This window comes from Actinoplanes lutulentus, assembly GCF_003259845.1.
Lineage (GTDB): Bacteria > Actinomycetota > Actinomycetes > Mycobacteriales > Micromonosporaceae > Actinoplanes > Actinoplanes lutulentus.
This window is the reverse complement of record NZ_QLMJ01000005.1, coordinates 220426-245539: the sequence shown is the minus strand read 5'-3', so window position 1 is coordinate 245539 and position 25114 is coordinate 220426. Positions and strand designations below refer to the sequence as shown.

The 25114-nt window shown below is 70.0% G+C and carries 24 protein-coding genes; 10 read left to right on the top strand and 14 right to left on the bottom strand.

The window, feature by feature from the left end; genetic code table 11:
- Positions 1-39 precede the first annotated feature (39 nt).
- Positions 40-219, top strand: a complete 180-nt coding sequence (locus tag B0I29_RS13920; protein ID WP_111649363.1) for a DUF4236 domain-containing protein — start codon at positions 40-42, stop codon at positions 217-219.
- On the opposite strand, the gene B0I29_RS13915 is transcribed toward B0I29_RS13920, so the two are convergent.
- On the bottom strand, positions 208-1113 hold the full coding sequence (locus B0I29_RS13915) for a hypothetical protein (protein WP_111649362.1): 906 nt from the start codon (positions 1111-1113) through the stop codon (positions 208-210). The two genes, B0I29_RS13920 and B0I29_RS13915, sit on opposite strands and share 12 nt — an antisense overlap.
- Positions 1114-1187: 74 nt before the next feature.
- Here B0I29_RS13915 and B0I29_RS13910 point away from each other — a divergent pair, with 74 nt between their 5' ends.
- The 3 genes from B0I29_RS13910 (at position 1188) to B0I29_RS13900 (ending at position 5863) form a co-directional block, all read left to right on the top strand.
- On the top strand, positions 1188-2750 hold the full coding sequence (locus B0I29_RS13910) for a fibronectin type III domain-containing protein (RefSeq protein WP_245972514.1): 1563 nt from the start codon (positions 1188-1190) through the stop codon (positions 2748-2750).
- A 124-nt stretch (positions 2751-2874) separates the two neighbouring features.
- Entirely contained in the window at positions 2875-4446 is a 1572-nt protein-coding gene (locus B0I29_RS13905) for a GGDEF domain-containing protein (protein ID WP_245972513.1), read from the top strand.
- Between the two features lie 994 nt (positions 4447-5440).
- Positions 5441-5863: a CAP domain-containing protein gene (locus tag B0I29_RS13900; RefSeq protein ID WP_111649630.1), complete on the top strand. Its 423-nt coding sequence runs from the start codon at positions 5441-5443 to the stop codon at positions 5861-5863.
- 20 nt (positions 5864-5883) lie between these two features.
- Here the strand turns inward: B0I29_RS13900 and B0I29_RS13895 are convergent, their stop codons facing one another.
- From B0I29_RS13895 to B0I29_RS13875, 5 genes are read right to left on the bottom strand one after another with little or no spacing between them, the layout of a single operon-like run.
- Positions 5884-6393, bottom strand: a complete 510-nt coding sequence (locus B0I29_RS13895; protein ID WP_111649359.1) for a mycothiol transferase — start codon at positions 6391-6393, stop codon at positions 5884-5886.
- The gene (locus B0I29_RS13890; RefSeq protein ID WP_181557800.1) at positions 6390-7160 is read right to left on the bottom strand and encodes an endonuclease/exonuclease/phosphatase family protein; all 771 of its coding nucleotides are present in this window, start codon (positions 7158-7160) and stop codon (positions 6390-6392) included. The genes B0I29_RS13895 and B0I29_RS13890 overlap by 4 nt, the downstream gene beginning before the upstream one ends.
- Positions 7160-8614, bottom strand: a complete 1455-nt coding sequence (locus tag B0I29_RS13885; RefSeq protein WP_245972511.1) for a phosphatase PAP2 family protein — start codon at positions 8612-8614, stop codon at positions 7160-7162. The genes B0I29_RS13890 and B0I29_RS13885 overlap by 1 nt, the downstream gene beginning before the upstream one ends.
- A gap of 39 nt (positions 8615-8653) precedes the next feature.
- A complete protein-coding gene (locus tag B0I29_RS13880; protein WP_111649357.1) occupies positions 8654-9664 on the bottom strand; it encodes a YihY/virulence factor BrkB family protein in 1011 nt (336 codons plus the stop codon).
- Positions 9661-10608, bottom strand: a complete 948-nt coding sequence (locus B0I29_RS13875; RefSeq protein WP_111649628.1) for a diacylglycerol/lipid kinase family protein — start codon at positions 10606-10608, stop codon at positions 9661-9663. The genes B0I29_RS13880 and B0I29_RS13875 overlap by 4 nt, the downstream gene beginning before the upstream one ends.
- Before the next feature lie 67 nt (positions 10609-10675).
- On the opposite strand from B0I29_RS13875, the gene B0I29_RS13870 reads away from it, so the two are divergent.
- Positions 10676-11452, top strand: a complete 777-nt coding sequence (locus tag B0I29_RS13870; protein WP_111649356.1) for an MBL fold metallo-hydrolase — start codon at positions 10676-10678, stop codon at positions 11450-11452.
- Positions 11449-12027: a DedA family protein gene (locus B0I29_RS13865; RefSeq protein WP_111649355.1), complete on the top strand. Its 579-nt coding sequence runs from the start codon at positions 11449-11451 to the stop codon at positions 12025-12027. The genes B0I29_RS13870 and B0I29_RS13865 overlap by 4 nt, the downstream gene beginning before the upstream one ends.
- On the opposite strand, the gene B0I29_RS13860 is transcribed toward B0I29_RS13865, so the two are convergent.
- Positions 12024-12947 carry a serine hydrolase gene (locus tag B0I29_RS13860; RefSeq protein ID WP_311733534.1) on the bottom strand — a complete coding sequence of 308 codons (924 nt, stop codon included), beginning with the start codon at positions 12945-12947 and terminating at the stop codon, positions 12024-12026. The two genes, B0I29_RS13865 and B0I29_RS13860, sit on opposite strands and share 4 nt — an antisense overlap.
- 134 nt (positions 12948-13081) lie before the next feature.
- Between B0I29_RS13860 and B0I29_RS13855 the strand changes: the two genes are divergently transcribed.
- On the top strand, positions 13082-14056 hold the full coding sequence (locus B0I29_RS13855; RefSeq protein ID WP_245972510.1) for a hypothetical protein: 975 nt from the start codon (positions 13082-13084) through the stop codon (positions 14054-14056).
- 1213 nt (positions 14057-15269) lie between these two features.
- Here the strand turns inward: B0I29_RS13855 and B0I29_RS13850 are convergent.
- Positions 15270-16319: a S1 family peptidase gene (locus tag B0I29_RS13850; protein WP_181557799.1), complete on the bottom strand. Its 1050-nt coding sequence runs from the start codon at positions 16317-16319 to the stop codon at positions 15270-15272.
- Positions 16320-16593: 274 nt separating this feature from the next.
- Positions 16594-17121 carry a winged helix-turn-helix domain-containing protein gene (locus B0I29_RS13845; protein WP_111649353.1) on the bottom strand — a complete coding sequence of 176 codons (528 nt, stop codon included), beginning with the start codon at positions 17119-17121 and terminating at the stop codon, positions 16594-16596.
- A 177-nt stretch (positions 17122-17298) separates the two neighbouring features.
- Between B0I29_RS13845 and B0I29_RS13840 the strand changes: the two genes are divergently transcribed.
- Together B0I29_RS13840 and B0I29_RS13835 are read left to right on the top strand one after the other, a co-directional pair.
- Positions 17299-17811, top strand: a complete 513-nt coding sequence (locus B0I29_RS13840; RefSeq protein ID WP_111649352.1) for a flavin reductase family protein — start codon at positions 17299-17301, stop codon at positions 17809-17811.
- Between the two features lie 11 nt (positions 17812-17822).
- Complete coding sequence (locus B0I29_RS13835) at positions 17823-18305, top strand: NADPH-dependent FMN reductase (RefSeq protein ID WP_111649351.1); 483 nt, start codon at positions 17823-17825, stop codon at positions 18303-18305.
- Positions 18306-18351: 46 nt separating this feature from the next.
- Here the strand turns inward: B0I29_RS13835 and B0I29_RS13830 are convergent, their stop codons facing one another.
- Genes B0I29_RS13830 through B0I29_RS13810 form a run of 5 tightly spaced genes read right to left on the bottom strand, consistent with a single transcriptional unit; the run spans position 18352 to position 23118 of the window.
- A complete protein-coding gene (locus tag B0I29_RS13830) occupies positions 18352-19986 on the bottom strand; it encodes a S8 family peptidase (protein ID WP_111649350.1) in 1635 nt (544 codons plus the stop codon).
- A 40-nt stretch (positions 19987-20026) separates the two neighbouring features.
- A complete protein-coding gene (locus B0I29_RS13825; RefSeq protein ID WP_111649349.1) occupies positions 20027-20665 on the bottom strand; it encodes a response regulator transcription factor in 639 nt (212 codons plus the stop codon).
- The gene (locus B0I29_RS13820; RefSeq protein WP_181557798.1) at positions 20662-21798 is read right to left on the bottom strand and encodes a sensor histidine kinase; all 1137 of its coding nucleotides are present in this window, start codon (positions 21796-21798) and stop codon (positions 20662-20664) included. The genes B0I29_RS13825 and B0I29_RS13820 overlap by 4 nt, the downstream gene beginning before the upstream one ends.
- 10 nt (positions 21799-21808) lie before the next feature.
- Positions 21809-22225, bottom strand: a complete 417-nt coding sequence (locus tag B0I29_RS13815; protein ID WP_245972509.1) for an ABA4-like family protein — start codon at positions 22223-22225, stop codon at positions 21809-21811.
- A complete protein-coding gene (locus tag B0I29_RS13810; RefSeq protein WP_181557797.1) occupies positions 22222-23118 on the bottom strand; it encodes a hypothetical protein in 897 nt (298 codons plus the stop codon). The genes B0I29_RS13815 and B0I29_RS13810 overlap by 4 nt, the downstream gene beginning before the upstream one ends.
- Before the next feature lie 111 nt (positions 23119-23229).
- On the opposite strand from B0I29_RS13810, the gene B0I29_RS13805 reads away from it, so the two are divergent.
- Positions 23230-24720 (top strand): hypothetical protein, encoded by a 1491-nt coding sequence (locus B0I29_RS13805; RefSeq protein WP_245972508.1) that lies wholly within the window; start codon positions 23230-23232, stop codon positions 24718-24720.
- Positions 24721-25114: the final 394 nt, after the last annotated feature.

Genomic DNA, 25114 nt, shown 5'->3' with positions numbered 1-25114 from the left:
GAATCGTCCGCTCATCCGTTACGAGATGGGAGCGTTCCGATGGGACTCGTGTTCCGCAGCCGCAAGAAGTTCGGCCCGCTGATCCTGAACTTCACCGAGAACGGCTACTCGTCGTGGAGCTTCAAGATCGGCCGCTGGTCCTGGAACTCCAAGACCCGCGCCCACCGCGTCGACCTGCCCGGCCCGATGTCCTGGAAGCAGGACAAGTCACGCCGATAAGGCAATGGTGACGTCACCGCCCAGGCGGCCGTGTTCCGGCCGCCTGGTGACCGTCCCGGCGTCGACCAGCGTGTGCAGCACCCGGGAGGCATCCGCCGCCCGGTAAACGGTCTCGGTCAGCGCGAACGTGCGCAACTCGGTCACCGTCGCCGAGCCCACCTCGCCCAGATGCGCCAGGATCTCGCGGCGCAGCGGGCCCGGGTGCGGGTTGAGCGAGATGTCGATCAGGTGCCGTTCCGGGTCACCGGGGTCGCGTAGCCGTACCCCCGCGAACTCGTCCACCGCCCAGAGCGCTTCCTTGAAGCTCTCCATGCTCTTCGCCGAGGTGGTGGCGAACGCCACCACCTCGCCGGGCTCCTCACCGGTCGCCAGCTCCGCCGCCGTGACCAGCGGAAACCCGATCGCCCGATAGGGCTCCACCGAGACGCCGGGCGCGAGCATCAGCAGGACCTCGGCCGGCTTTCCCGCGGCCACGGCCCCGACGGTGGTCACCGCAGGCGCCTCACTCGCGCTCGTCGCATCCAAAAAAGCCAGCAACGGTACGCGCGAAGCACCGGCAGCCCGGAGTGCCACCGGCAGCCGAGCATCCGTTCCGCCACCGACCGGCAGCACCGCCAGCCCGGCCCCCGCGCCGGCGTCCCGTTGCGCCGCGACCAGCCTCTCCCCCAGCGCGGTGACGTCCGCACCGACCGCCACCATGGACAGTTCGCGCCCCCGGGCAAGATCCGGCAAATCGGCCAGAACCCGGACCGCCGCCTCGGCAGCCGCGCCCCCGTCGTCGTCGGCATAGCCGTGCACATAGGTCGCCCGCCGCGCTCGATGCAGCGCGCCGGCCGCCCATGCTTGCAGGTGGCGAACCAGGAGCTCGCGTTTCACGGTCGCAGTCGGGGACATACCGAAGTTCTACCCTGTCCACTTCGCTACCCGAAACTTGTACCTACGGTATTCAACCGAGCACTATGAGATACATGGCCCCTCCGCTCGCTGAACTGACCGCCCAGGCGCAGACGCTGTCGTCGGCCGGCGACCTCGCGGGCGCCCGGGAAGTTCTCGACCACGTGCTGCGCGACGCCAACGCCGACCCCCGCCGCGCCACCGCCGACCTGGCCGTCGCCGCCGCCCTGCACGCCCGGGTGCTGATCGCCCTCGGCGACCCGCAGGCCGCCCGGCTCTGGGCCGGGTTCGCGCACGCCGCCGAAGAGCGGCTGCACGGCCCCCGCGACGAACGCACCATCGCCGCGGCCGCCACCCACGCGGCAGTGCTCCAGCTCATCGGCCAGCACGGCCGGGCCGCGATGGTCTACAACGACCTGGTCGGCGAACTCGCCCGGATCGACGGGCCGGACGCACCCCGGGTGCTCGCGGCCGAAGCCGACCTGGCGATCGCCGAACACGCGGCCGGTCACTGCGGCCCGGCCCGGGCCCGGCTCGCGCGGGCCTGGCGGCTGCACCGGGACGCGTACGGTGACGCGGCGCCGGCCGGCATCAAGATGCTGGCCCGGCTCGGCGCGATGGAACGCGAGTGCGGGCGCGACGCCGAAGCGGCCGAGCACCTCACGCAGGCGCAGGAGCTGAGCGCCCGATATCTGCCGTCCGACCACCCGCTGGCCCGGCAGGCCGCGAAACTCGCCCAGGCCAAACCGTCCGGGCGGCACACCTGCGGCCGGGTGGAGACGACCGGGGACAGGTCCTTCCGGCCGTTCCCGCGCCGGCCGACGGTGCCTGATCCGGGGCCGGCCAGCCCGTCGCCGTACCCCGCCGATGCGCCCGGGATGCCGCCGGCTGACGATCGGCCCACCGATCCGAACGGCACCGTTTATCCGATCGAGGAGGACGATCTCTTCTCGGACATGCCGGCGCCGGACGACCGGCCCACCGATCCCAACGGCAACGTCTACCAGCAGCCGCTCTATCTCAGCGACGTGCATCGGCTGCCCGGTGATCTGACCGGCCGGCACGCGCGGGCCGACACGCCGCCGCCTCTGCCCGGCCATCGTGCGCCGGACTACTCGGAGGGGAAACCTGCTCCGGTCGGTACTGCTCCTCCGGTGGGTGAGGCTTTACGCGTACCCGGGAAGAAGCCGCAGCGTGCGCGCTCAGCGCACCCACTGATTCTTGCGGCCGTGCTGGCAGGCGGCGTCGCTGCCGCGGCCGCCGTCGTGATCATCACGCTCCCGGACGCGGACGGAGCGACCGAGCGGCAAGCCGCGCCTGTTGTCCCCACACCTTCCGTGCTGCTGGAGTCCGCGCCCGTCGTCGGCGACGCGGGCGCGCCGCAGAACGTGCGATTGCGCGACAACGGGGACAGTGTGTCGCTGCAGTGGGTTTATCCGAAGGGCGCGGACGGGGCGGTGCATCTCGCGGCCGGGAAGGACGGCGCGGAGCCCCGGAAGTTCCAGGAGTTGCGGGCCGGAGCGTCGGACTACGTGGTGTACAGCCTGAGCGAGAGCGCCAACTACTGCTTCCGGGTGGCGGTCGAGTACAGCGCGGATCGGATCGCTGATTCCGCGCCGGTTTGCACACGCCGGTGAGCTGGGTTTTGGGTCGCTACCGATCCGCAACCCTGAGCGACCCGTTTTGCCACCGTGGCCTCGCAGTGTTGGTCGTCACGGCGGCTTCAGTCGTCGTCACCGCGACCACCGGAAAGTAGGGGCAGTGACGACCTGTGTTCCCGACCTCGGCGCGCTCGAAAGAGTGGCGGAGGAGCTCGAAGGTCGCCCCATGTCGCAGTTCCGCACTGTGCGCGAGCCCGCCGCCGAGCTGGAACGGCAAGCCCGTGAGCTGGGCGCCGACGAGCTGGCGCAGCGTGCCGTGCTGCTCCGCGCCGCCGTGCTGCTCCGATTGGGCCGCACCGGTGAGGGCGGTCAGCTCGCCCACCAGGTGTGCTCCTGGGCCGAGGAGCACGAATCTCCGTACGTGCAGGCCCGGGCGCACCGGGAGCTCTCCATCTTCTATCGGGCCGTCGGTGACTTCTCCGAAGGCCTCACCCACGCCGTGCAGGGTGTCTCGCTGCTCGCCGAGGACGTGCCGGGTGACGTACGCGCGCGGCACCTGCTGTCCCTCTCCGTCGCGCTGGAGGAGGGCGGGTCGTATGAGGACGGCGAACGCCGCGCCCGCGAAGCCCTCGCCCTCGCCGCGACCGCCGGCGACATCGAGCTCACGCTGCTCGTGCTCAACAACATGGCGTACAGCGCGTTCGAGCTCGATGACGAGCCGGCCGCGCGGGCCCTCGTCCAGCAGATGCGCGAGATCGGTGCGCGCAACGAACACCGGTTCGGCGCCAACGAGGTCGACACGATGGCCCGCGTCGCATTGATGGGCAATGGGTACGAGGCCGTCGAGGAACTTCTCGGCCCGGTGCTGGCCGACCAGGTGCTCGCCAACGAGAGCGATGCCATCGCAGAGTGCCTGCTCACGCTCGCCCTGGCCCGCCGCCAGAACGGGCGCTTCGACAAGGCCCAGGAAGCCCTCGACGCCGCCCGCACGCTCTGCGCCGACCGGGAACTCGCCGCCGTCAACGCCCGGGTCCGCGAGGAGCAGGCCGCGCTGTACGCCGCGAACGGGCTGTTCGCTCAGGCGTACGAAGAGCATCGCGCCTTTCACAACGAGGCGACCGCGCTGCACTCGGCGCAGCGTGACGCCCGCGCCCGCGCGATGCAGGCCGTCTTCGAGGCGAACGAGGCACGCCGGGCCACCGAACACTTCCGCGAACTGTCCCACCGGGACGCGCTGACCGGCCTCTACAACCGGCGGTACGTCAACGAGCGGGTGCCCGCTCTGCTCGCCGACGCCGCTGCCCGGAGCAGGCCGATCTCGCTGGCCATCGTCGACCTCGACCACTTCAAGCGGGTCAACGACACGTTCTCGCACAGCACCGGCGACACGGTGCTGCAGCACATCGCCGAACTGCTGATGGAAGCCGCCGACGGCCCGGCCATCGCGGCCCGGATGGGTGGCGAGGAGTTCCTGCTGGTTTATCCGGGTGTGGACGCTCCAGAGGCGGTGCAGCGGTGCGAACGGCTCCGGCTGCGGATCCGGGCGCACGGGTGGGAGCCGTTTACCGGCGCTCTCCCGGTGACCACCAGCGTCGGGGTGACCACCGCGCCTGAGGGACGGGGGACGTTCACCGTGCTGCTCGCCCAGGCGGACCGCAATCTGTACGCGGCCAAACGCAGCGGCCGGGACCGGGTGATGGCCGACGTTTGCGTGACGGCTGCCTCAGAGTGAGGTGAGTGGTGGGTTCGGGGGTATGTAGGGCGGTATGCGAGCCCGCCACGCCAGCCTGTTGATCGTCGTGGCGGTGGTACTCACGCTGACCTGCACGGTGGCGGTGAACTTGTTCTTCTAGGGGTTCCCGCTTCCCGCTCCCGGCTCCCGGCTGACCGACTGACCGACTGACTGACTGGCTGGCTGGCCGGCTGGCCGGCTGGCAGCGTCCACGCTCCCGGCGGCTGAACGTCACGGCTGCCAGCTGTCGTGGGCGGCGACCATTACGTTCAGCCCAGACCCGGCTGCACACCACGGCTGCCAGCTGTCACAGGCGGCGACCGTGACGTTCAGCCGGACGAAAGTGGCTGCACGGCAGGGCTGACCCGGCTGGTTGATCGACGTCTCCACAGCGAGAGCGTCGTCCGAGCGGCCCTGACTCCGCTCCGCCGACCCCGCAGCCCGTCCCGCTGCGGCCTTCCGCTGCGATCTTGGTCCCCGGACCACAGCCCGACGGGAACCACGGCCCAACATCGCGCTGGTCAGGACGTCTGTGTCGATTAAGGGTTCGATACGCACCCAAACTCGACACGTACACCGCAAGGCGCCCGCCCGTGTCGACTTCAGGTTCGATACGCGCCCAAACTCGACACGCACCGGTGGAGGGCGCTTGCTGCGTGTCGACTTCGGCTCCACCGGGCGGAAAACGGGCCGGCGGCTGAGCGAGCGAGCCGCCGAGCGAGCCGAGCCGCTGAGCAAGTGGGCCGCTGGGCCGTCGCTACACAGACCTCGATCGAAGATTGGGCAGCCCGATCTCAACCGCGGGCGGGCGGGGAACCCGCAACCGGACGGTGACCGATGCGCTCCGGGTCGCTAATCCAGGCCGCCCCGGCAGGGCCGAAAAGAACAGCGCAAGCAACGAACACCTGCCGAAAGGGACCTCTTGCGCAACGCTCTTCGCCGCTTCGCCCTGGCCGCTGCCCTCATCGCCCCGGCCGCCCTCGGCCTCGCCACGATGACCGCCAGCCCCGCCCAGGCAGCACCGGCGAAGACCAGCGAGACCACCCTGCAGACCCAGATCAACCAGCTCATCAACGTCCAGCGCACCACCCACGGCTGCGCCGCGCTCAAGGTCGATGCCAAGCTCACCGTCGCCGCCCGCGGGCACAGCGCGTTCATGGCGCAGACCGGGAAGTTCTCGCACACCGGCCGGAGCAACTCCAACTTCGTGGCGCGTACCAAGGCCGCCGGCTTCACCAACCCCTCGGCCGAGAACATCGCCTGGGGTTACCGCAACGCCGCTGAGGTCGTCAACGGCTGGATGAAGTCACCGGGCCACCGCACCAACATCCTCAACTGCAAGTCGAAGACCGTCGGCGTCGGCGCTGTCTACTCCGCGAACGGCACCCCGTACTACACCCAGGACTTCGGTTACTAAAAAGGCGCCTGGGTGAGTGGTCACTCGCCTACTGGGCTGCCTGCCAGCTCGGTGACGACGTCGATGTGGCCTGTGTGGCGGGCGTATTCCTGGAGCAGGTGGAACAGCACCCTCTCCAGGGTTGCCGGGGCGGCTCCGTCCCAGCGCGGGCCCGGCCTGCCCACCTCGCTCAGATCGTGGCTCAGCGCCACTGAGCTCGTATGCGACCCCTGCTCGCGCAGCTCGGCCGTCAAACTCTCCAGCGTCTCGGCCGGTGAGACGTGCCAGCGGTCGTCGCGCCGGTCAGCCCACGGGTCCGGCACAAGGACGCCTTCGAAACCCCACACGATCCAGCGGCGTTCCACGTGGCGGAGGTGTTTCAGCAGCTCCAGCGGGGTCCAGCCGGACGGCAGCCGGCTCGTGCGGAGCTCCAGCGACGATAGCTCGGCGACCTTGGAGAGCAGCGTCTCGCGGTAGTAGTCCAAGTAGCGGACGAAGACTTCGGCGCGGCCGTCAGCGGGTACGGACGGCGACGGGAATTCGATGCTCACCTCGGAACCAGGTCCAGGTTCACGCGTACCGGGAAATGATCGGAAGCGGAATCCGCGGCACCGCCTCGGATGACGCGGAGGTCGCGCGCGACGGCCGCCAGGGGCGGGCTCGCCAGCACATGATCGAGGCGCATCGGGCCGAATTCCTTGCCGCCGAGGCCGGGGGTCGGCACGGTGGGGCCGGCGCCGAGGCCAAGATCGGCGAATCCGGCGGAGAGGAACGCGCCGACCGCGCGGGTGTCGGCCTCGCCGGCGGCATTGACGTGGCGGCGGTGGTAGAGCGGGGCCAGGCCGGCCAGACCTTCGGTGTGGTCTTCGCCCGGGGCCAGGCCGTTCAGGTCGCCGGCGATCAGGACCATGCCGCGCGAGGGCGCGTAACGGGCGGCCAGCCAGCGCGCTTCGCGCATTCTCCGGTACGGCGAAAACGGATTGAGATGGGTGCTGACCACGGTCAACGGGCCGGCCGGAGTGGACAACACGACCGAGGCGGCCGCGTGGTGCAGACGCCACCGCACGGTCGATCGGCCGATGATGACCAACGGTGGGCGGACCAGCACCGCGACCGGCTGGCCCAGCACCGACCGGGCGAGATGCGGCGTCATGCCCACGGATCCGGCGAAGTGACGGAGGCGCTTTCCCGCGTACCGATGGAAGTCTCGAAGCTCTTGGACCGCCAGGATGTCGGGGCGCTCGGCCTTGATCACATCGATGATCGCCGGAAGGCGATCTCCTCCGCCGGTACGGATGTTCCAGGTCATGAAGCGCATCAGCTGACACGTTCCAGGTGATCGGATTCGGTCGCCTCGGTGGCTTCCTCGGCTGCCTCGGTGGCCGACGACGGATGCGCGTTGGGGCGGATCGTGAACCAGAGGACGGTCAGCCAGGCGGTGGTGAGCAGCGCGGCGCCGAGCATGTCGGTGGGGTGGTGCATGCCGCGGTACATCCGGGAGAGCGCCACGATGAGCGGCATGATCACCGCGAGGGCCGGGAAGATCCAGCGCCACGGCTGCCGGATCCGGGCCATCGTGATGATCGCGATGGCGGCCCAGAGGCACATGGTCGCGGCGATGTGGCCGGACGGGAACGACGAGGTCGGCATCTGTCCGTCGAGCTGCTCGACCGGCGGGCGGGGACGGTCGACCGCGGCCGCCGCGCAGAGGAAGAGGGTGAGCTCGCCGACCATGGTGAGCACCAGGAACAGGACCGGACGCCACTGCCGCCAGAGCGCCAGCGCGAGCGGGCAGAAGATCAGCGAGATGAGCAGGATGGCGTGCGTGTCGCCGGCCTTGCTCGCCGCCCAGCTCAGTTCGTCGAGCTGCGGGGTACGGAATGTCTGCAACCACCGCACGAATCCGGCGTCGAAGCCGGGCGTCCACCGGGTGACCGAGTATCCGACCAGGTAGAGCAGGCCGAAGACGAAGACCCAGCCGACCAGGATCTCGGCGGCCTTGGCCCACGGGTGCGGCAGGACCGGTCCTTCGGCGGGGGCGAGGCGCAGGTCGGGGCCGGATTCCGGTTCGAGGCCCTCGGTGATTTCTCCAAGATCGCGGCCGGCTTCACGCCGCCACATCCGGAACGCGTACGCCGTGACCCCGATCCAGGCCACGCCGAGCAGCCACCCGGCCAGCACGTCGGAGACGAAGTGCACGCCGAGGGCGATCCGGGTGAAGCCGATCGCCGCGACGATCACCGCGGCCGCGCCGATGAAGAACGGGCGCCACTTCGGCCGGACCGCCGGGAGGAAGACCAGCACGATCATCCCGTAGACGATCATCGAGCCGAGGGCGTGGCCGCTCGGGAAGCTGTTGCCCGGGGCCTGGGCGACCGGGGCCTCGACGACCGGGCGTACCCGGCCGATCAGCGCCTTGAGCGACGGGTCGAGGATCGCCGCGCCGAGGCCGGTGACGATCAGATAGATCGCCGGGCGCGGCCGGCGCCGGATCAGCAGGATCAGGACCAGCAGCGCGACCAGCGGGATCATGAATCCGCGCCCACCGAACGAGGCGATCTGCTGAAGCACCGCGACCACGGTCTCGGAGCCGGAAGCCCAGCGGTTCAGGCCGTCCGCCACCGACCGGTCCAGGTTCTGCAGCGGTCCCCAGTGGAACCTGACCAGCAGGAGCAGGGCGCCGAACCCGAGACCGACCGCGATGATCGCCAACAGTCCCAGGACACTGCGCTCGGCGAAGTGCCTCACCGGCGCCCAGCCGGTGCGTTCCACCACTTGATTGTCAGCTTGATTATCGGCCACGCGCCGTTCTTACCCAGGCGGTTCGGCGGGCACACCGGGTACGCGCTGAACGGGTATCTCGCCCGTCGACGACGGCTCCCATTGATCTTCTTGCGCGGGGCGGGCGCCCACCCGGCTCGCTTCCAGCTGGGCCGCGAAGGCCAGGCCGAGGAAGAACGCGATCCCGGTCAGGTTCGCCCAGAGCAGCAACGCCATGATCGCGGTGAGCGGGCCGTAGGTGGCGCCGAAGCTGTCACTGATCCGCACGTAACCGGCCAGCAGCGAGCTGGCGACCCACCACAGCACTGTCGCCACCACGGCGCCGAAGAGCAGCCAGGACAGCGCCGGCTGTTTGCGGCGTGGTGAATATCGGAACAGCGCGCCGACCGCGAAGACGATCAGGACGAGGCTGACCGGCCAGCGGACGAAGTCCCACGCCACCCGGATCCCGCCGGCCAGGTGGAACTCCCGTTGCGCCGAATTGCCGGCCTCCCGGCCCGCCACCAGCAGCAGGAATCCGAAGAGTGCGGGCAGGCCGGCCGTGACCGCGAGGACCGCGGCCCGGGCGTACTTCTGCAGCGCCGGGCGGTCCCGCTCCACACCGTAGATCCGGTTCGCACCCCGCTCCACCTGCGCCATGGCCGTGGTGAGCGCGACCAGGCCGGTGATCATACCGAGGGTGAGCGCCAGCTCACCGGCGTCTTCGGTACGCTCGCCGCCGTCCAGCAGCTCGCGGACGACCTCCTGACTCGCGCCCGGGGTGAGTGCGATGACGGTGTCCGCCACCACCTGCCCGCCGGACTCGACACCCAGGTCGGTCGCGAGGCCGGAGAGCGCGATGAGGAACGGCACGGTCGCGAGGCAGAGCTGCAGCGCGAACGCCCGGGAGTGGCTGAAGCCGTCGCCGTAGCGGAACCGGATGAACGCGTCACGCAGCAGCGGCCAGCGGCCGTAGTGACGTAACGCCAGGAACGCGTCGTCGGCGGAGAGCTCGTCCCCGGACATCGAGCGCGTCTCGGGTACGGGTTCCGTACTGCTCACAGATTTTCCGCTCGGTCGGCGACGGCGTCCGCGTCGTACGCCAGGTCAGGGTCCGCATCGGGCTGCGGCACACAGAGCAGCAGCGCTTTCGGGCGTACGTGAATCTTCATGACCTTCCCCGGTGCGATCAGGTCTCCATCGAGCTGACGTGCCTGTGCCCGGTTGCTGTAGATCTCAACACGCGATGCGGTGTATGTCTCCATCAGCGGCACCCGGTCCTGCCTGCGCAGCACGGCCCAGGTCAGCGCCGCCCAGTGCGCAAGGTTAGCCGGACTCAGAATCGCCACGTTCAGCCTGCCGTCGTCGGGCTCGGCCTTGCTCAGCAGCCGGACGCCGCCCTGGAGCCGGCCCACGTTGCCGACGATCACGGCACGCGGCCGGCGTGGCATCGGCGCGCCGCCGTCCAGCCGGATCCGGGCGCGCATCGGGCGGTCCATCAGGTGTTTCGCGCCGCCGCCGAGGTACGCGAGCCAGCCGATGTGCTTTTTCGCGGTCTCCGACGTGCCCTCCAGCATCTGCGCGTCGAACCCCATCCCGGCCATCACCACGAAACACCTGTCGTCGAGCATGCCGACGTCGATCCGGCGGCGGCCGCCCTCAAGGACCACCTGGAGGCCGGTGGCCGGGTCGCTGCCGAGCCCCAGGTTGGCGGCGAGCAGGTTGCCGGTGCCGGCCGGGAGCACGGCGAGGGCCACTTTCGTACCGGCCAGGGCCGTGACCACCGCGGTCACCGTGCCGTCGCCGCCGCACGCGAAGACCAGCTCCGCGCCGTCCGCCATGGCCTGCTTGGCCTGGCCTCGACCCGGGTCCTCGGCCGTGGTCTCGTACCACCTCGGCACGGGCCAGCCGGCTTTCGCCAGGCTGCCGCCGACGACGCGTTTCAAGTGATCGAGATCAGCCACCTTGACGGGGTTGAACACGACGGCGGAACGGGGTCCAGTCACAGGGTCAGTCTGCCGGACACCGAGCACCCCGGCGACCCGGCCAACAGGGTCTGGGTACCGTTACCCCGTGAGCGCGACATCTGTCACCTGGTGGGGACACAGCACCGTCTGGCTCGCCGACTCCGGCGTCACGCTGCTCACTGATCCGGTGCTCACCGACCGGCTCGTGCACCTGCGCCGGATGGCCGGTCCCTCGCCGGTCCTGCCCGGCACGCCCGACGCCGTGCTCCTCTCCCACCTGCACGCCGACCACTTCCACGTCGCCTCGCTCAAGTCCCTGCCGGGCGAGCCGCTGCTGATCGTTCCGCGCGGCGCCGGCTCCTTCGCCGCGAAAGCCCTGGGCCGCGACGCGGCCCAGCGCATCATCGAGCTCGCCCCAGGCGACGAGACAGCCATTTCAGGGGTACGCGTACGCGCGGTGCCCGCCCGTCACGACGGTGGCCGTGGCCCGTGGTCCCGGGAGAAAGCGGTCGCCATCGGTTTCGTCGTCGAAGGCGCCGCCCGCACGTGGTTCGCCGGCGACACCGGGCTCTTCGAGGAGATGATCGGGATCGGACCGCTCGACCTCGCCCTGATCCCGGTCGGCGGCTGGGGCCCGACCCTCGGCGCGCACGGCCACCTCGACCCGATGGATGCGGCCGAGGCGCTGCGCCGGGTGAAGGCGTCCTGGGCGGTGCCGGTGCATTACGGCACGTTCTGGCCGGCCGGGATCGGCCGGATCCGGCGGCACATGTTCGACGAGCCGGGGGCGCGGTTTGCTGAGCACGCCGGGCGTGTTTCGCCGGAGACCCGGGTGCGGGTGCTGACCCACGGCGAGACGCTGACCCTGGAACCGGCGGCATGATTCAGGAACTGGCTACCATCGGCTGGCTCTTACTCGTCGTGTTGTTCGGCGCGATCGTGCCCATCGTGCCGACCGGTGCCGCGGTCAGTGGCGCGGCCGCTCTCGCCTTTCACAACCAGCCGCTGACAGTGGTGCTGGTGGTGGCCGCCGGCGCAATCGGTGCGTACCTCGGTGACCTGGTGGTCTACGCCATGTGCCGGCAGGGCGGGGAGTCCCTGGCCCGGCGGCTGCGCTGGCTGCGCGACGAGGACCGGCTCGCCTCGGTGAAACACCGCCTGGAGGAGAAGCAGGTGCCGGTGCTGCTGGTGTCCCGGCTGATCCCTGGCGGCCGGGTGCCGGTGCTGCTCGCCGCCGCGTTCGTCGGCCTGCCGTGGCGGACGTTCGTGGTCGCCAACGCGCCGGCCTGCGCGCTCTGGTCGGTCGTGTACGCCGCGATCGGCCTGGCCGGCGGCTCGATCTTCCCGGAGCCGTGGCAGGGCGTGGTGGCCGCCGTGGTGCTGATCCTGATCGTCAACCAGTCGATGACCTGGATCAGCAAGTGGCGGGAAGCCCGGGCCAGTACTTCAGAGGCTTAGTACTTCAGGTTCGTCCTGGTCAGCTTGGCCGCTTTCTCCACGACCTTGATCCCGCCGGACATCGTCTTGTTGGCGTGCGACAGCACCGCGACCGAGACGTTCACGTCGTCGCCGGTGACCCGGCCGACCGTGTTGATGATCCAGAGGCCGCCCTCGGTGGAGCGGGACAGCCAGCCGTTCTTCACTGTCGCCTCCTCGCCCGCTGCCGCGACCGCCGGGATGCCCCAGTCCTGATCGGCGGAGACCGTGCTCATCAGCGTGTCCGCGTACTTGCGGGAGCTGGCGTTCAGCTCGCCGTCGTCGTCGACCAGGGCGTCGAGCAGTTTCACCTGGTCCTTGACCGTGGTCCGGGTCAGGCCCCAGGAGCTGCTGACCTTGGTCTGGGTGAGACCGAGCCGCTTGTTGCAGGCACCGATCGCGCTGGCCCGGCCGAGTTTGCTGAAGAGTGACGTGGTGGCGGCGTTGTCGCTGTACCGAATCATCTTCTTGGCGAGCGCGTCCTCACTGGAGGTGACCTTGCGGTCGTTGTCCTGCGCGGTCAGTAGCAGACACGCCAGGACCTGCACCTTCACCACGCTGGCCGTTTCGTATTTCTCGTCGCCGCGGAACGCGTACGTCTCGCCGGTCTCCCGATCGAGCACCGCCACGGAGAACTCGGGGACGGTTTTCGCGTACTTCTTCAACGCCGCGTCGAGCGCCTTGACCCGCTTGGCCCGCGCCTGCGCGGCCAGCTCCTCAGGGCTCGGACCGGTCGGTGACGGCGACGCGGACGGTGACGGCGTCGTCTGCTGGAACACCCCGGCCAGGGGTAGCGCGCTCGTACCCTGCTCGCCACCGGTCATGCCGCGCGCCACCAGGACGCCGCCGCCCAGGATGCCGACAGCGGCCACCACCATGATGAGATTCCGGGTACGTCGCACCCATGCATAGTGCCGTGTCCCCGGCCCCTGATGCGGCCCAGAACCCTGTGGAAAAGATAAATTCGACCGTACGCCAGTGCGCCCGTACCGTGCGTCACCGATCTCGGGTGCATCTCTGACGCATGATGGGAGGTATGGCCTTTCTCGTATCCCTCACCCGAGCCGCCCTGGCGGCCCCTGCGGTGGCCGCCGACCTCACGCGGTCCGCGATCGGCCAGGTGATCGAGACCGCCGCGACCGCCGCGACCATCCCGGTACGCGCGGTCGGCCTGATCGGCCAGGCCGAACTCCTGATCAACCGGGTCAACCTGGCGGTGGCCCAGGCCGAGGACCTGATCGCCCGGGTCGGCACGGTGGCCGCCGCCGCCGAGTCGACGGTCTCCGACGCCCGCGCGATCGCCACGGCAGCCGCCCTCACGGTCGAGGAGGCGGCAACCATCTCAGCCGCGGCGGGTTCATTGGTACGCCGAGCCTCCACCACCGCCGAAGCAGCCAGCGTGGTCGTCGGCGACGCCGCCTCAGCCCTGGGCGAAGTGACGGCCATCACGACAGCCGCGTCGTCGGCGATCGGCGAGGTCTCGTCGATCACGACAGCCGCCTCGTCAGCCATCGGCGAGATCTCCACGATCACGACAGCCGCTTCGTCGGCGATTGACGAGGTCACCGCGATCACCACGGCCGCGTCCGGGGTGGTGGCGGAGGCGACCGGGATCACCGGGTCGGCGCGGGAGATCATCACGACGGCGTCCGGAGTCGCGGACCAAGCCCAGGCCGTGGTCACCCGGGCCGGCGCGATCTCAGGCGAGGTGAACGAGCTGCTCGGCGGCTACTCGCAGACGCTGCGCGACGCCGCCCCGCTCGCTTCCCGCTTCGTCTCCGAACTGACCCCCGACGAGGTGACCGCCGCGATCCGGATGGTCGACCAGCTCCCCCAGCTCCAGGAACACCTGATCAACGACGTGATGCCGCTGCTGGGCAAGCTGGACCAGGTCGGACCCGACCTGCACAAGCTGCTGGAAGTCACCGAAGACCTGCACCTGGCAATCGCCGGCCTCCCCGGCCTGAAAATGCTCCGCCGCCGAGGCGAAGAACGAGTCCACGAGTCCTGACCAACCGACCCCCAGAAGCACCGCCCGAGCCATAACCGAGCCCCATCGCCCGTAACCCGCGAACGGCTTGTGCTTGTGGTCGCGACATCAGCCCCCCAACGACCACAAGCACAAGCCGACAGCGAACGGCTCGCGCTTGTGGTCGCGATATCGGCCCCCGAACGACCACGAGCACAAGCCAGCCCGCAGCGGCTCGCGCTCACGGTCGCCATTTCGGCCTCCCAACGACCACGAGCACAAGCCGGCTGGCAGTGGCTTGCGCTTGTGGTCGCATTTTTGGCTGCCGCGCGACCGTGAGCGCCAGCCGGGCCTGCACGAAGGCCTCTGATCGACTAGTTGACCTTTGTCTGGATGCGAGGCGTGCCGATGGCCGCCTGGGCGGGGGTAGTGGCACGGCTTGGCTGGCCAGTGATCATTACGCGGCGCCGGGCCGTAGCTCCGGCACCTAATGCGGGCCTCAGAACATGTCTGGACTACGGCTCACGTCGCTGAGCCGTAGTCCAGACACCTCATCAGGCCGCGATAACAGGTCTGACCTACGGCTCGCCCTGCCGGCAACCGCCCAGCCATCTGGGCGGCGGGCACTGCTACCGCTACCGCTACCGCTACCGCTGCGGCTGCGGCTGCGGCTGCGCCTACCGCTGCGGGCTGCGGGCTGCGGGCTGCGGGCTGGGCCTATCCGACTGGCTCTCATAGCTGACCCGGCCGGTTGATCGACGTTTCCGCAGCTGGAAGCGTCGTCCGAACGGCCCTGACTCCGCGCCTCGTCCCCGCCGCCGTCCCGCTTCGGTCGCCCGCGGCGATCTTGGTCCCGGGACCACAGCCAGATGGGAACCGGGGCCCAACATCGCGCGGATCAGGACAGCCGTGTCGATTTAGGGTCCGATACGCGCCCAAACTCGACACGCACTGGCGGAGGCGTGCTCGCGGCGTGTCGGCTTCGGCTCTGTCGGGCGGAAAGCCAGGCCCGGCTACTGAGCAAGCAAAGCCGCTAGCAGGCCGAGCCGTAGCTCCGCGAGGTCATCGGGCCGGATGACCTCTCGGAGCTACGGCTCAGCCCGGTGCACCATGCGCGGAACCACGGAACCACGGCAGCAGCGGCAGCGGCAGCGGCAGCGGCAGCGGCAGCGGTCGACTCACGCACAAATCCGGCGCCCGGAAGGCGCCGGATTTGTGCGACTTATCAATCTTTAGTGCTAACCGAACCCAACACTCAGTAGACCGAGACGCCGTAGGCGTTCAGGGCCTCCACGACCGGCTGGAAGTACGTGACGCCGCCGGAAGAGCAGTTGCCGCTGCCGCCTGACGTCAGGCCGAGCGCGGTGCTGCCCGAGTACAGCGAGCCGCCGCTGTCGCCCGGCTCGGCGCAGACGGTGGTGCGGATCAGGCCGGAGACCGAGCCCTCGGCGTAGTTCACCGTGCTGTTGAGCGCGGTGACCCGGCCGGAGCGGGTGCCGGTGGTGGAGCCGCGGCGGGAGACCGTGGCGCCGACGGCCGGGGTGGCCGCCGAGGTGATGTCGATCGAGGTGCCCACGCCACCGGTCTTGGTGATGGTCGTGTTGGTGTAGCGGACGATGCCGTAGTCGTTGCCCGGGAAGCTGGTGCCGGACCGGGTGCCGAGCGTCGCCGAACCGTTGGTCCAGGTCGACGAGATGTTGGTGCAGTGGCCGGCGGTCAGGAAGTACGTGGTGCCGGCGCTGTTACGCACGTTGAAGCCGAGCGAGCAACGACCGCCGCTGGGCGCGTAGATCGCGTCACCACCGGAGATCTTGATGGTCATCTTGCCGGCGACGGACTCGATCCGTGCCGCGGAGCCGAGCTTCGCGACGGTGGCCTTGACCGCGGCGAGCTTCGCGCCGGTGACGGTTTCGTCGACGCTGACCACGACCTGGTTGCTGATCGGGTCGACGGCGAACGCGGTGCCCGGCGTCTTCAGGCCGGCCTTCAGGGAGTTATCGGCGGCGGTCAGGGTGGCGCCGCTGCGGGTCACGTAACGAGGGGTCGCGCCGGCCGCGGTCACCTCGGCGGCGGTCGCGGCGTCGGTCACGTTGACCACGAGCTTGCCGGAGGAGTCCACATACGAACCGGCGTCACGCGTACCGAGCTTGGTGTCGAGGTTGGTGGCCAGGGTCGACGTGGCATACAGCCCGTCGGCGGCGGCCGGGGCGGCAGTGGCGGGGCCGGGCATGGCGGCCAGTCCGCTGCCGACGAGCACGCCCACGGCCAGGCCGACGATCGGCCGGCGCAGCTTCGGGTTGAGCACGGTTCCTCCCAGGGGGACGGGTGGTTGGCACGCCGGTCAGGCGTACCCGTGCTCGCAAGTATTTAAATCGATCAATCTAATAGCAAGGGTCGGAGTGGATCACCAAACGGCGATCAACACGGTACTGAGCAGGCGAAACGACCGCCCCATACTGCGGGCCTATGACTCGTTCGGGATGAATCAGTAATGAACAGCCGAAAACAAAATCGGCCGGTGGCACCGGGGCCACCGACCGATTTTTTCCGGTTGCTACATCGACACACGGCGTCTCCTGTTACCGGTCCACGACGGAGATCGGGGCCTCGTCGGCGAGCCGGTAACCCAGCCCGTACACCGTCGTGATCAGCTCCGGGTCGTCCAGCTTGGTACGCAGCCGGCTCACGTGAACGTCGACCGTGCGGTTGGTGGTGTGCCGGTGCCCCCACACGTGGGTCAGCAGCTGCGCCCGGCTGAACACCTGGCGCGGGTGGCGGGCCAGGAAGAGCAGCAGGTCGTACTCCAGGCGGCTGAGTTCGAGCAGCCGGCCGTCCCGGAACGCGGTACGGGCACGCGGGTCGAGCTGGATCTCCCCGTCGACACGCGGCTCCGCCACGGCCGGGTCCAGTTCGACGGCGGCCGTGGGGCCGGCCGCGTCGACCAGCTCGCGCAGCGCGGCGAGCACCCGCTCGCGACCGCTGGCGCCACCACTGATGCTGATCGTCACCGTGACCGGCGGCTCTTCCTCCCGAAGCGAGGGAACCGGGCGCAGCCGGACCGGGCGCGGGTAGGTGGCATGCGGATGTGCGATAGCGAGAGCGGACATCTGAACTCCTTCGACGGTGGTCGAACCAGTGGACGGGGTAGAGCAAGGATACATTTCCTATCTGTTAGATAGGCATCCCGGTTCGCAGTGGCGGGCGTCTCATCCAGCATGGTGCTAATTCCCCATAGGTTTACTAGGATATAGAGACGCCTAGCCGAGCACCCCAAGGGGACCCCCATGACCGTCAGCTCACTCGTGGACGCCGACCTCTTCCGCAACCTGCTCCGCCGGCACGCCGCGGCGGTGGTCGTCATCACCGCCCCGGAGCCGCAGCCCGGCACGCAGCCGGCAGGTTTCACCGCGACCTCGTTCACGTCGGTCTCCCTGGACCCGCCGCTGGTCTCCTTCTGCCTGGCGCACACCGCGTCGGCCTGGCCCGCCGTCTCGAACGCCGACGTCGTCGCCGTGCACGTGCTCACCGAGGAGCAGGAGCACGTGGCGCGGACGTTCTCGAAACGCGGCATCGACCGGTTCGCCGCGCACGGCGACTGGGAGCCCGGCCCCGGTGGCGTACCGCTGCTCGGCGGTGTTCTCGCCCGCCTCGTCTGCCGGGTGGTCCGGCGGGTCGAGGCCGGTGACCACACGATCGTGCTGGCCTCCCCGGTGGCCGGCGCTGTGCACGACGACCTCGCGGCGACGCCGCTGGTCTACCACGACGGCACCTACCACAACCTGCGCAGAGCAGCCTGAAAGGACATATCGTGACAGGAATCGTGGTGATCTCCGGCAACCCCCGCGCCGGCTCACGCACCTCCACCCTGGCCTCGGCCGTCGGTGCGGCCATCGCCGCGCGGATCGGATCGCCGGAGCCGCACCTGATCGAGGTCGGCGCACTCGGCGCCGGACTGCTCACCCCCGGCGACGAGGCGACGAAGGCCGCCCTCGCGGCGATCACCGACGCCAGCCTGCTGGTGGTGGCCACTCCTACGTACAAGGGCAGCTACACCGGCGTACTCAAGGTGTTGCTGGACAATCTCCCGGCGCAAGCCCTGGCCGGGAAGCTCGCGGTGCCGGTGGTGACCGCCGGCGTGGCGCCGCAGGCGACCGCCGCGGAAGCGCTGCTACGGCAGCTGCTCGTGGAGCTCGGTGCCATCGCGGTCCGGCCGGGACTGCCGGTGATCGAGGCGGATCTCGCCGAGTCGGTGGCGATCTCGCAGAAGTACGCGGCGGCGCTGGACTGGTGAAACGCGAAAGGGCGGGCCTGGAGAGGCCCGCCCTTCGGTCACGAACTCAGCCCACAAAAACCGTGAAAGACCTGGTCACTGTGCTGTTCCAACTGTCGGTGAATCGCACGGTGAAATCAAAAGAACCAGAAGAAGCGCTCACCACGCCACTGATCAGCCCGGTCGAATCCAGGGTGAGCCCCTCCGGCAGCGCGCCCGACTCCAGCGTCCAGGAACCCGAGCGCCCGTCCGCGACAGTGAGCTGCTGCGCATAATCAGAACCGGTCACCGCGTCGTCCAGCACGGTCTCCACGATCGACGGCGCGGAGAGCACCACCGGGATCACCACCTTGCGGGTCACCGCCTGCGGTACGTAATCGGTGAAACGAACGGTCACCGTGCTCGTTCCCGGCGTGGTCGGCGTGCCGGACAGCACACCCGCCGCCGAGAGCTTCAAACCCGCCGGCAAGGTTCCTCCCGCGAGCTGCCAGCTGCCGCGCCGGCTTGCGCCGAGCGCCAGCTTCATGGTGTACGCGTGACCGACCATCGCCGTCGACGTCCGTGATGTCGCGATCACCGGTGCCTTCGGAGGGGCCGGCACGAAGAGCAGCCGATCGGGCGCACCGGCCCGGGACGTGACCTTGCCCTTCGTGGAGTCGGCGACCAGCTTGTTGCGTACCTGGGCCGGGGTCAGCGCCGGGTTGGCGTCGAGCACCAGCGCCACGGCGCCGGCCACGTGCGGGGCGGCCATCGACGTGCCGCTCCAGGTCGCCTTCGCGGTGTTGCTCGTGGAGAGCGCCGAGGTGATGTCGACACCCGGGGCGAAGATGTCGACCATGCTGCCGTAGTTGGAGAACGACGCCCGCTTGTCCCGCTTGTCGGTCGCCGCCACGGTGATCGCCTCGGGCACGCCGGCCGGGCTGCTCAGCGTGGCGTCGGTGTTCTCGTTGCCGGCTGCCGCCACGAACGTCACGCCCGACGCGATCGCTCCGCGAACCGCCCAGTCCAGGGCGGTGCTGCTGTCACCACCGAGGCTCATGTTCGCCACGGCCGGGTGCACCGCGTTCTCGGTGACCCAGTCGATGCCGTCGATCACGTCGGCGAGCGAGCCGGCGCCGTCGCAGTCCAGCACCCGTACGGCCACCAGCTTGACCTTCTTCGCGACCCCGTACGTGCTGCCGCCGATCGTGCCGGCCACGTGGGTGCCGTGCCCGTTGCAGTCGTCGGCCGAGGTACCCCGGTCGACGAAGTCCTTGCCGGAGACGGCCCGCCCGCCGAATTCCTTGTGCGTGGTCCGGATCCCGGTGTCGATCACGTACGCGTGCACCGAGTCCCCGTCAGCCGACGGCAGGTACGACTTCGACAGCGAACGGCTGCGCTGGTCAGCCCGGTCCAGACCCCACGTCGGGTTCTTCTGGGTGCCGGTGAGGCGTACCACGCGGTCCTTCTCGACGCCGCGAACCGCCGGGTCGGCGGCGAGCCGCCGGGCCTGAGCGGTCGTCATCGAGGCGGTGAAGCCGGGGTACCGGCTGAAACGGTGCAGCACCCGTCCCGCACCGGTGCTCAACGTGGAGATCTCGGAACGCTCGCGAAGCGTGACGATGTAACGGTCCGTGGACGCGGCCTGAGCCGGCATCGGAGCGACGACGAAGGCGGCGGCGACCGCCGCGGTGAGGGCCGAACCCAGGGTCCACTGACGCATGCCCCTGAGATCGGACGTTTCGGATTGCGGCTAAGAGCGGCTAGGAGGCAGCCTGGTTGCGAACCGCTAGCAGGGCGAGCCGCACCCGGTTCGGGCTGCCGGTCTTGGTCATCAGCGCGGTGATGTGCGTCTTCACCGTGGTCACCCCGATGTGCATCCGCTCGCCGATCTCCGCGTTGCTGAGGCCCTCGCCGACCAGGTCGAGCACCTCCAGCTCGCGGGCGGTCAGCCCGGCCGGCCGGCGCGGTGGCTCGGGACGCGCGTCGACGGCACGCCGCACGAGCCGGCGCAGCACGTCCTGGCTGTACGGGCTCTCCCCCGCGGCGGCCAGCCTGATCCCGTTCAGCAGCTCGGCCGGCGGGGCGTCCTTGAGCAGGAAGCCGCACGCGCCCGCCTGCAACGCCGGGTACAGATGGTCGTCGTCGCCGAACGTGGTCAGCACCAGCACCCGTGACGACGGCCGCTCGCCGATGATCCGGCTGGTCGCGGTGATCCCGTCGACGCCGGGCATCCGCAGGTCCATCACGATCACGTCGGGGGTGAGGCGGGCGGCCAGCTCGACGGCGGCCCGGCCGTCGCCGGCCTCACCGACCACCTCCATGCCGGTCTCGGCGTCGCAGAGCATCCGCAGCCCGGCCCGGACCAGCTGCTGGTCGTCCACGAGCAGCACCCTGATCACGAAGTCTCCCCTGGTAGAACGGCCGCGACCCGCCAGCCTTTGCCGGAGGGTCCGGCGGTCAGTGTCCCGCCGAGCACCGCGACCCTTTCCCGCATGCCGATGAGGCCGTGCCCACCGCCCAGAGAAGCGCCGGCCGCGGAAGAGCCTCCGTCATCAGCGACTCCCCACTCCACATCAGACTCCCGCACAACAACAGACAGACGCGCGACCGAGGCCGGGCCCGCATGTTTTGCCACGTTTGTCAGTGCCTCCTGCGTCAACCGCAACACCGCCAGCCCCCGTACGGCATCCAGCGACGCCACCGCCGGGTCGATCTCCGCCTCCACGATCACCCCGGCCAGCCGTGCCGTCTCCACGGCACCGTCGAGTGCCGCCGGGAGAGCAGAGGGTTCGATCGCGGTGAGTGCGGCGTCTCCGCGTACCCCATCGGGGTCTCGCAACACGGCAACCAGCCGGCGCAGGTCCGCCAAGGCCGCGGTCCCCGTCCGATGGACGTCGTCGAAGACGGCGTCCACGGCGGGGTCGATCTTGGGAAGAACATGCTGGGCCACGCCCACCCGCAGCACCATCGACGCGACGTGGTGGGCCACGACGTCGTGCAGCTCGCGCGCGATGGCGCTGCGCTCGTCGGCACGGGCCGCGCGCTGCTCGGAGATCATCCGGCGTTCGGCCTGGACGCCCAGCTCCCGGGTGGTCCGGACGACAGTGCCGATCAGCACCGGCAGGCCGAGATTGATGCAGAGGCCGACCAGTGCCTCGGTGAGCCCGTCGGCCTGCCGGTTGAAGATCAGGTAGACGATCGAGACCCCGCCGACCGTCCCCCACAGATAGCGCCCGCGCGGCGCCCAGAGCGCCATCTCGCCGAGCGCCCACGCCGTGCCGACCTGGTTGATCGTGGTGTCGTCCAGCGTCGCGAGCGCCACCGCGAAGAGCGCGGTCTGCGCCACCATGTTGAGCGGTGGACGGCGGTGCAGCAGCACGCCCGCCAGGAACGCGCCGACCGCGAGCGTCCATTGCGGACCGCTGACCGGTACGCCGGTCTGCCGGGGCGCGAGCAGCAGATAGACCACGCCGGATGTGTTCAGCAGCAGCATCCGGGTGAAGGTCTCCCGGACGTCGAAGAGACGCCCCATGGTGGTCAGCCTAGAGCTTCCGGACCGCCAGATAGGCGGCCAGTCCCAGCGGCCCGAGCAGAATCGTGAGCAGCAGGATCGGCGCCATCACCAGCGGCGAGATCTCCCGCTCCCGGCTGTCCAGAAACGCCCACCGGCCGACGAAGAGATCGAACGCGAGCATGTGCGCCCATCCCGCCGCCGCGCCGGCCGGCGAGCCGAGCAGCGCGGCCACCCCGTCCAGGGTCGGGTTCGTCACGGCCGGCAGCACCTCGCCGAACGCCGGGATCACCAGCACCGCGTAGATCACCAGGATCGGCAGGACGATCAGCGGGCTCTTGATGATCCGGTTCGTCCACGACCACCGCGGCAGCAGGATCATCAGCGCCCAGAACGGCGCGGCCAGCATGAACGTCAAGCTGAACAGAAAGCCGGTCATGTCCGTCATGCCCTTCTTGTTACTGCGTAGGTCGCGCCCGCGGTCACCGCGGCCAGGGCCGCGAACGCGATCATGGTGGTCCCATCCGGTTCCAGCAGCGGTTGCGCTCGCAGCGCCTGCCAGGTCAGGAGAAGCACGAGTACGGTGTACGCCCCACCCGCGATCAGCACGAGACGTGCCCGCACGACGGCCACGATCCGGGTACGGCTCAGCAGATAGGCGACGATCGGCAACGCCTGGAGCGCGTGCATGCCGATGAAGTGGCCGATCCGCAGGTCGCCGCCGGTGGTGCTCCACCCGGTCAGCGGCATGCCCGGCCCGCCGTCCGCCACACCGACCGAGTGCGCGCCCAGCGTGCCGCCGACGCCGGTCTGCGACGTCATCAGGAACCCGAGGGCCATGCCGAGCAGCGAGATCAGCAGGCCGAGACGGATCGCGAAGGCGGCCGGCCGGTCCGCGATCCGCTGGCGCAGCGCGGCGACCGCGATCACCACGTGCGCGAAGAACAGGACCATGATGGATGTTCCCATGGCCGACCAGAGCATCTCGTCGAGCGGCGTCGCCACGTTGTAGTGACTTGTCCGGCCCCGGATCACCTGGAACACGATGATCGTCAGCTCGAGCACGGCGACACCGAGGATCACGATGCCGGCCCACTCGCCGGCACGGCTGCGCTTCGGCAGGATCGCCAACATCCAGGCGAGCGTCCAGGAATAGACCACGAACGAAACGGCGAACTTGAACGGCTTCAGCCAGATCGGCACGCCGGTCAGGATTCGTGGGTCGGTGAAGATCCCGATTCCGGCGACGATCGCCAGGACCACCGACGCCACGGTGAGCGCCAGCAGGGCCCGGTTCCAGCGCACCGGGCTGCGCAGAGCGAGGGTATCGACCGTTGTCATAACGGCAGCCTCTCGCCGCGCGGGAGCCGAATCGCCCGACCGGCGGCCGCTCTCCCGGCCACACGTCCGAGCCTCTCTCGTACTTTGGTAGGAGACCGCCATACTGGCGCGGTGCCTCACTCCCCCGCCCTGACCGACTTCCCCGCCGACGAGTCCGGTCGCCGCAGCAGCAGCGCTTTCGGCCAGGCCGTCGTCGCCGACGCGCTCCGCGCCGCCGACCCCGCCGCGGCTGACGCCGCGGAGCGGGAGACCGACTGGAGGCGCGGATACCTGCGTCATTTCAAGGCCCTGGTCGAGACCGGGCTGTCGGCGGACGGTGCCGCGGCGTACGAGATCGCCGAGGCCGGACTGGCCTCGGTGCAGGCCCGGATGCGGTACCGCCGCGACGACGGCGAGTTCACCCTCGCCCAGGCGCTGATGGCGACGCCCGAACGGCCGCTCGAAACGGTCGAGGTGGCCGGCAGCGGCGCCGCCGAGAAGGAGCTGGTCCTGCCGTTCCAGGGCGCGGCGCTCCGCGGCGACGAGTTGTCCCGGCAGCTCGACCTCTGGGTGATGACCGGCGCGATCGAGGAGTCGGCCGCCGAGGCCGTCAAGGAGGTGGCCGCCAACCCGGACTGGCTGAACCTCAGCGACCAGCGGCTCGTGACGTTCGGCGCCGGCTCCGAGATGGGCCCGCTCGCATCCGTGCTGAGCTGGGGTGGCACGGTCCTCGCCGTCGACCTGCCCAGCCAGAGGCTCTGGGAGCGCACCGCGGCGCTGGCCTCGAAATCGGCCGGCCGGCTGCTGGCCCCGCTGTCCGCCACCACCGGCCCGGTCGACGATCCGGTGGACGCCGCCGATCCGTCGGCCATCCCGCGGCCGGTCGCCGGCGTTCCCGGCGCGGACCTGCTCAGCGACCTCGGACCGGTGGTGCAGTGGCTGCTCGGGTTCGACGAGCGGCTGATCCTCGGCAACTACGTCTACGCGCCGGGCGGCACCTATCCCCGGCTGGCCGCCGCCCTCGACGCCCTCTTCGTCCACGTCCGCCACCAGCGGCCGGACACCGCGCTGGCCTTCCTCGCCACGCCCACCGATGTGTACGCCGTACCGGCCGGCGCGGTCGAGCAGAGCCGTTCCCGGTTCGCGGCCCGCTCCCAGCGCTCCCGGGCCGGGGCTCTGCTCTCCGGCGGGCGGTTGCTGCGGCCGAACTACGCGTACGACGCCGTGCCCGGAATCAATGACAGCCTGGTGCCGCAGCAGGGCCCGAACTACGCCCTCGCGAAACGCATCCACCGCTGGCGGGCCACTGTCGCCCGGCGGGACGGGGTGGTCAGTTTCAACGTGGCGCCGCCTACGCGTACCCGCTCGGTGCTCAGCAACCGCCTGCTCGCCGCGGCGTACGCGGGCGCCCACCTCTTCGACGTCGAGATCTTCGAGCCCGCGACGGCCAGCCGGCTGATGGCGGCACTGATGGTCCACCAGATCCGCCGCCCCCGCCCGGCCGACCCGGCCGCCTGGAAGGACGAAGCGGTGGCGGCGGCACACGGTGGGCTGTGGCGCTCGGCCTACCACCCGCGGACAGCGCTGCCGCTGGCGGCGGTGCGAGGCCTGGTCCGTCCCTAGAGACCTTGTGCGGTCGGGGTCCAGCCTTCGCTTGCGATCTGGTTTGGCGTCATGTGGAAATTGGGTCTCCAGTTGGAGAGATCAATCGCTTATCGGTGCGGATCGGGGCCTGAAACAATTTAGGCATGCGGGGGCAGCGGGAATTGTTCAGCAGGGCCGAATTGTCGACGATGCGCGATCGAACGCGGCGTCGCAATTACTCGGCCGAGGCTGAGGCGTTCCGGCGGCGGCACGAGCGGGATCGAGCGTGGGGCCTGCAGCGCCGCCACGCCGAGAAACTTGCCCGCTGCCGCGAGAAAGCCAGCGAAACCCCACCGCCCCAGCCGGCAGCGGGCCCTGATCCGGCCACGGCAGCAGGCCCTGCTCCGGGCCGCCCCGTAAAGGGCACCGCGCC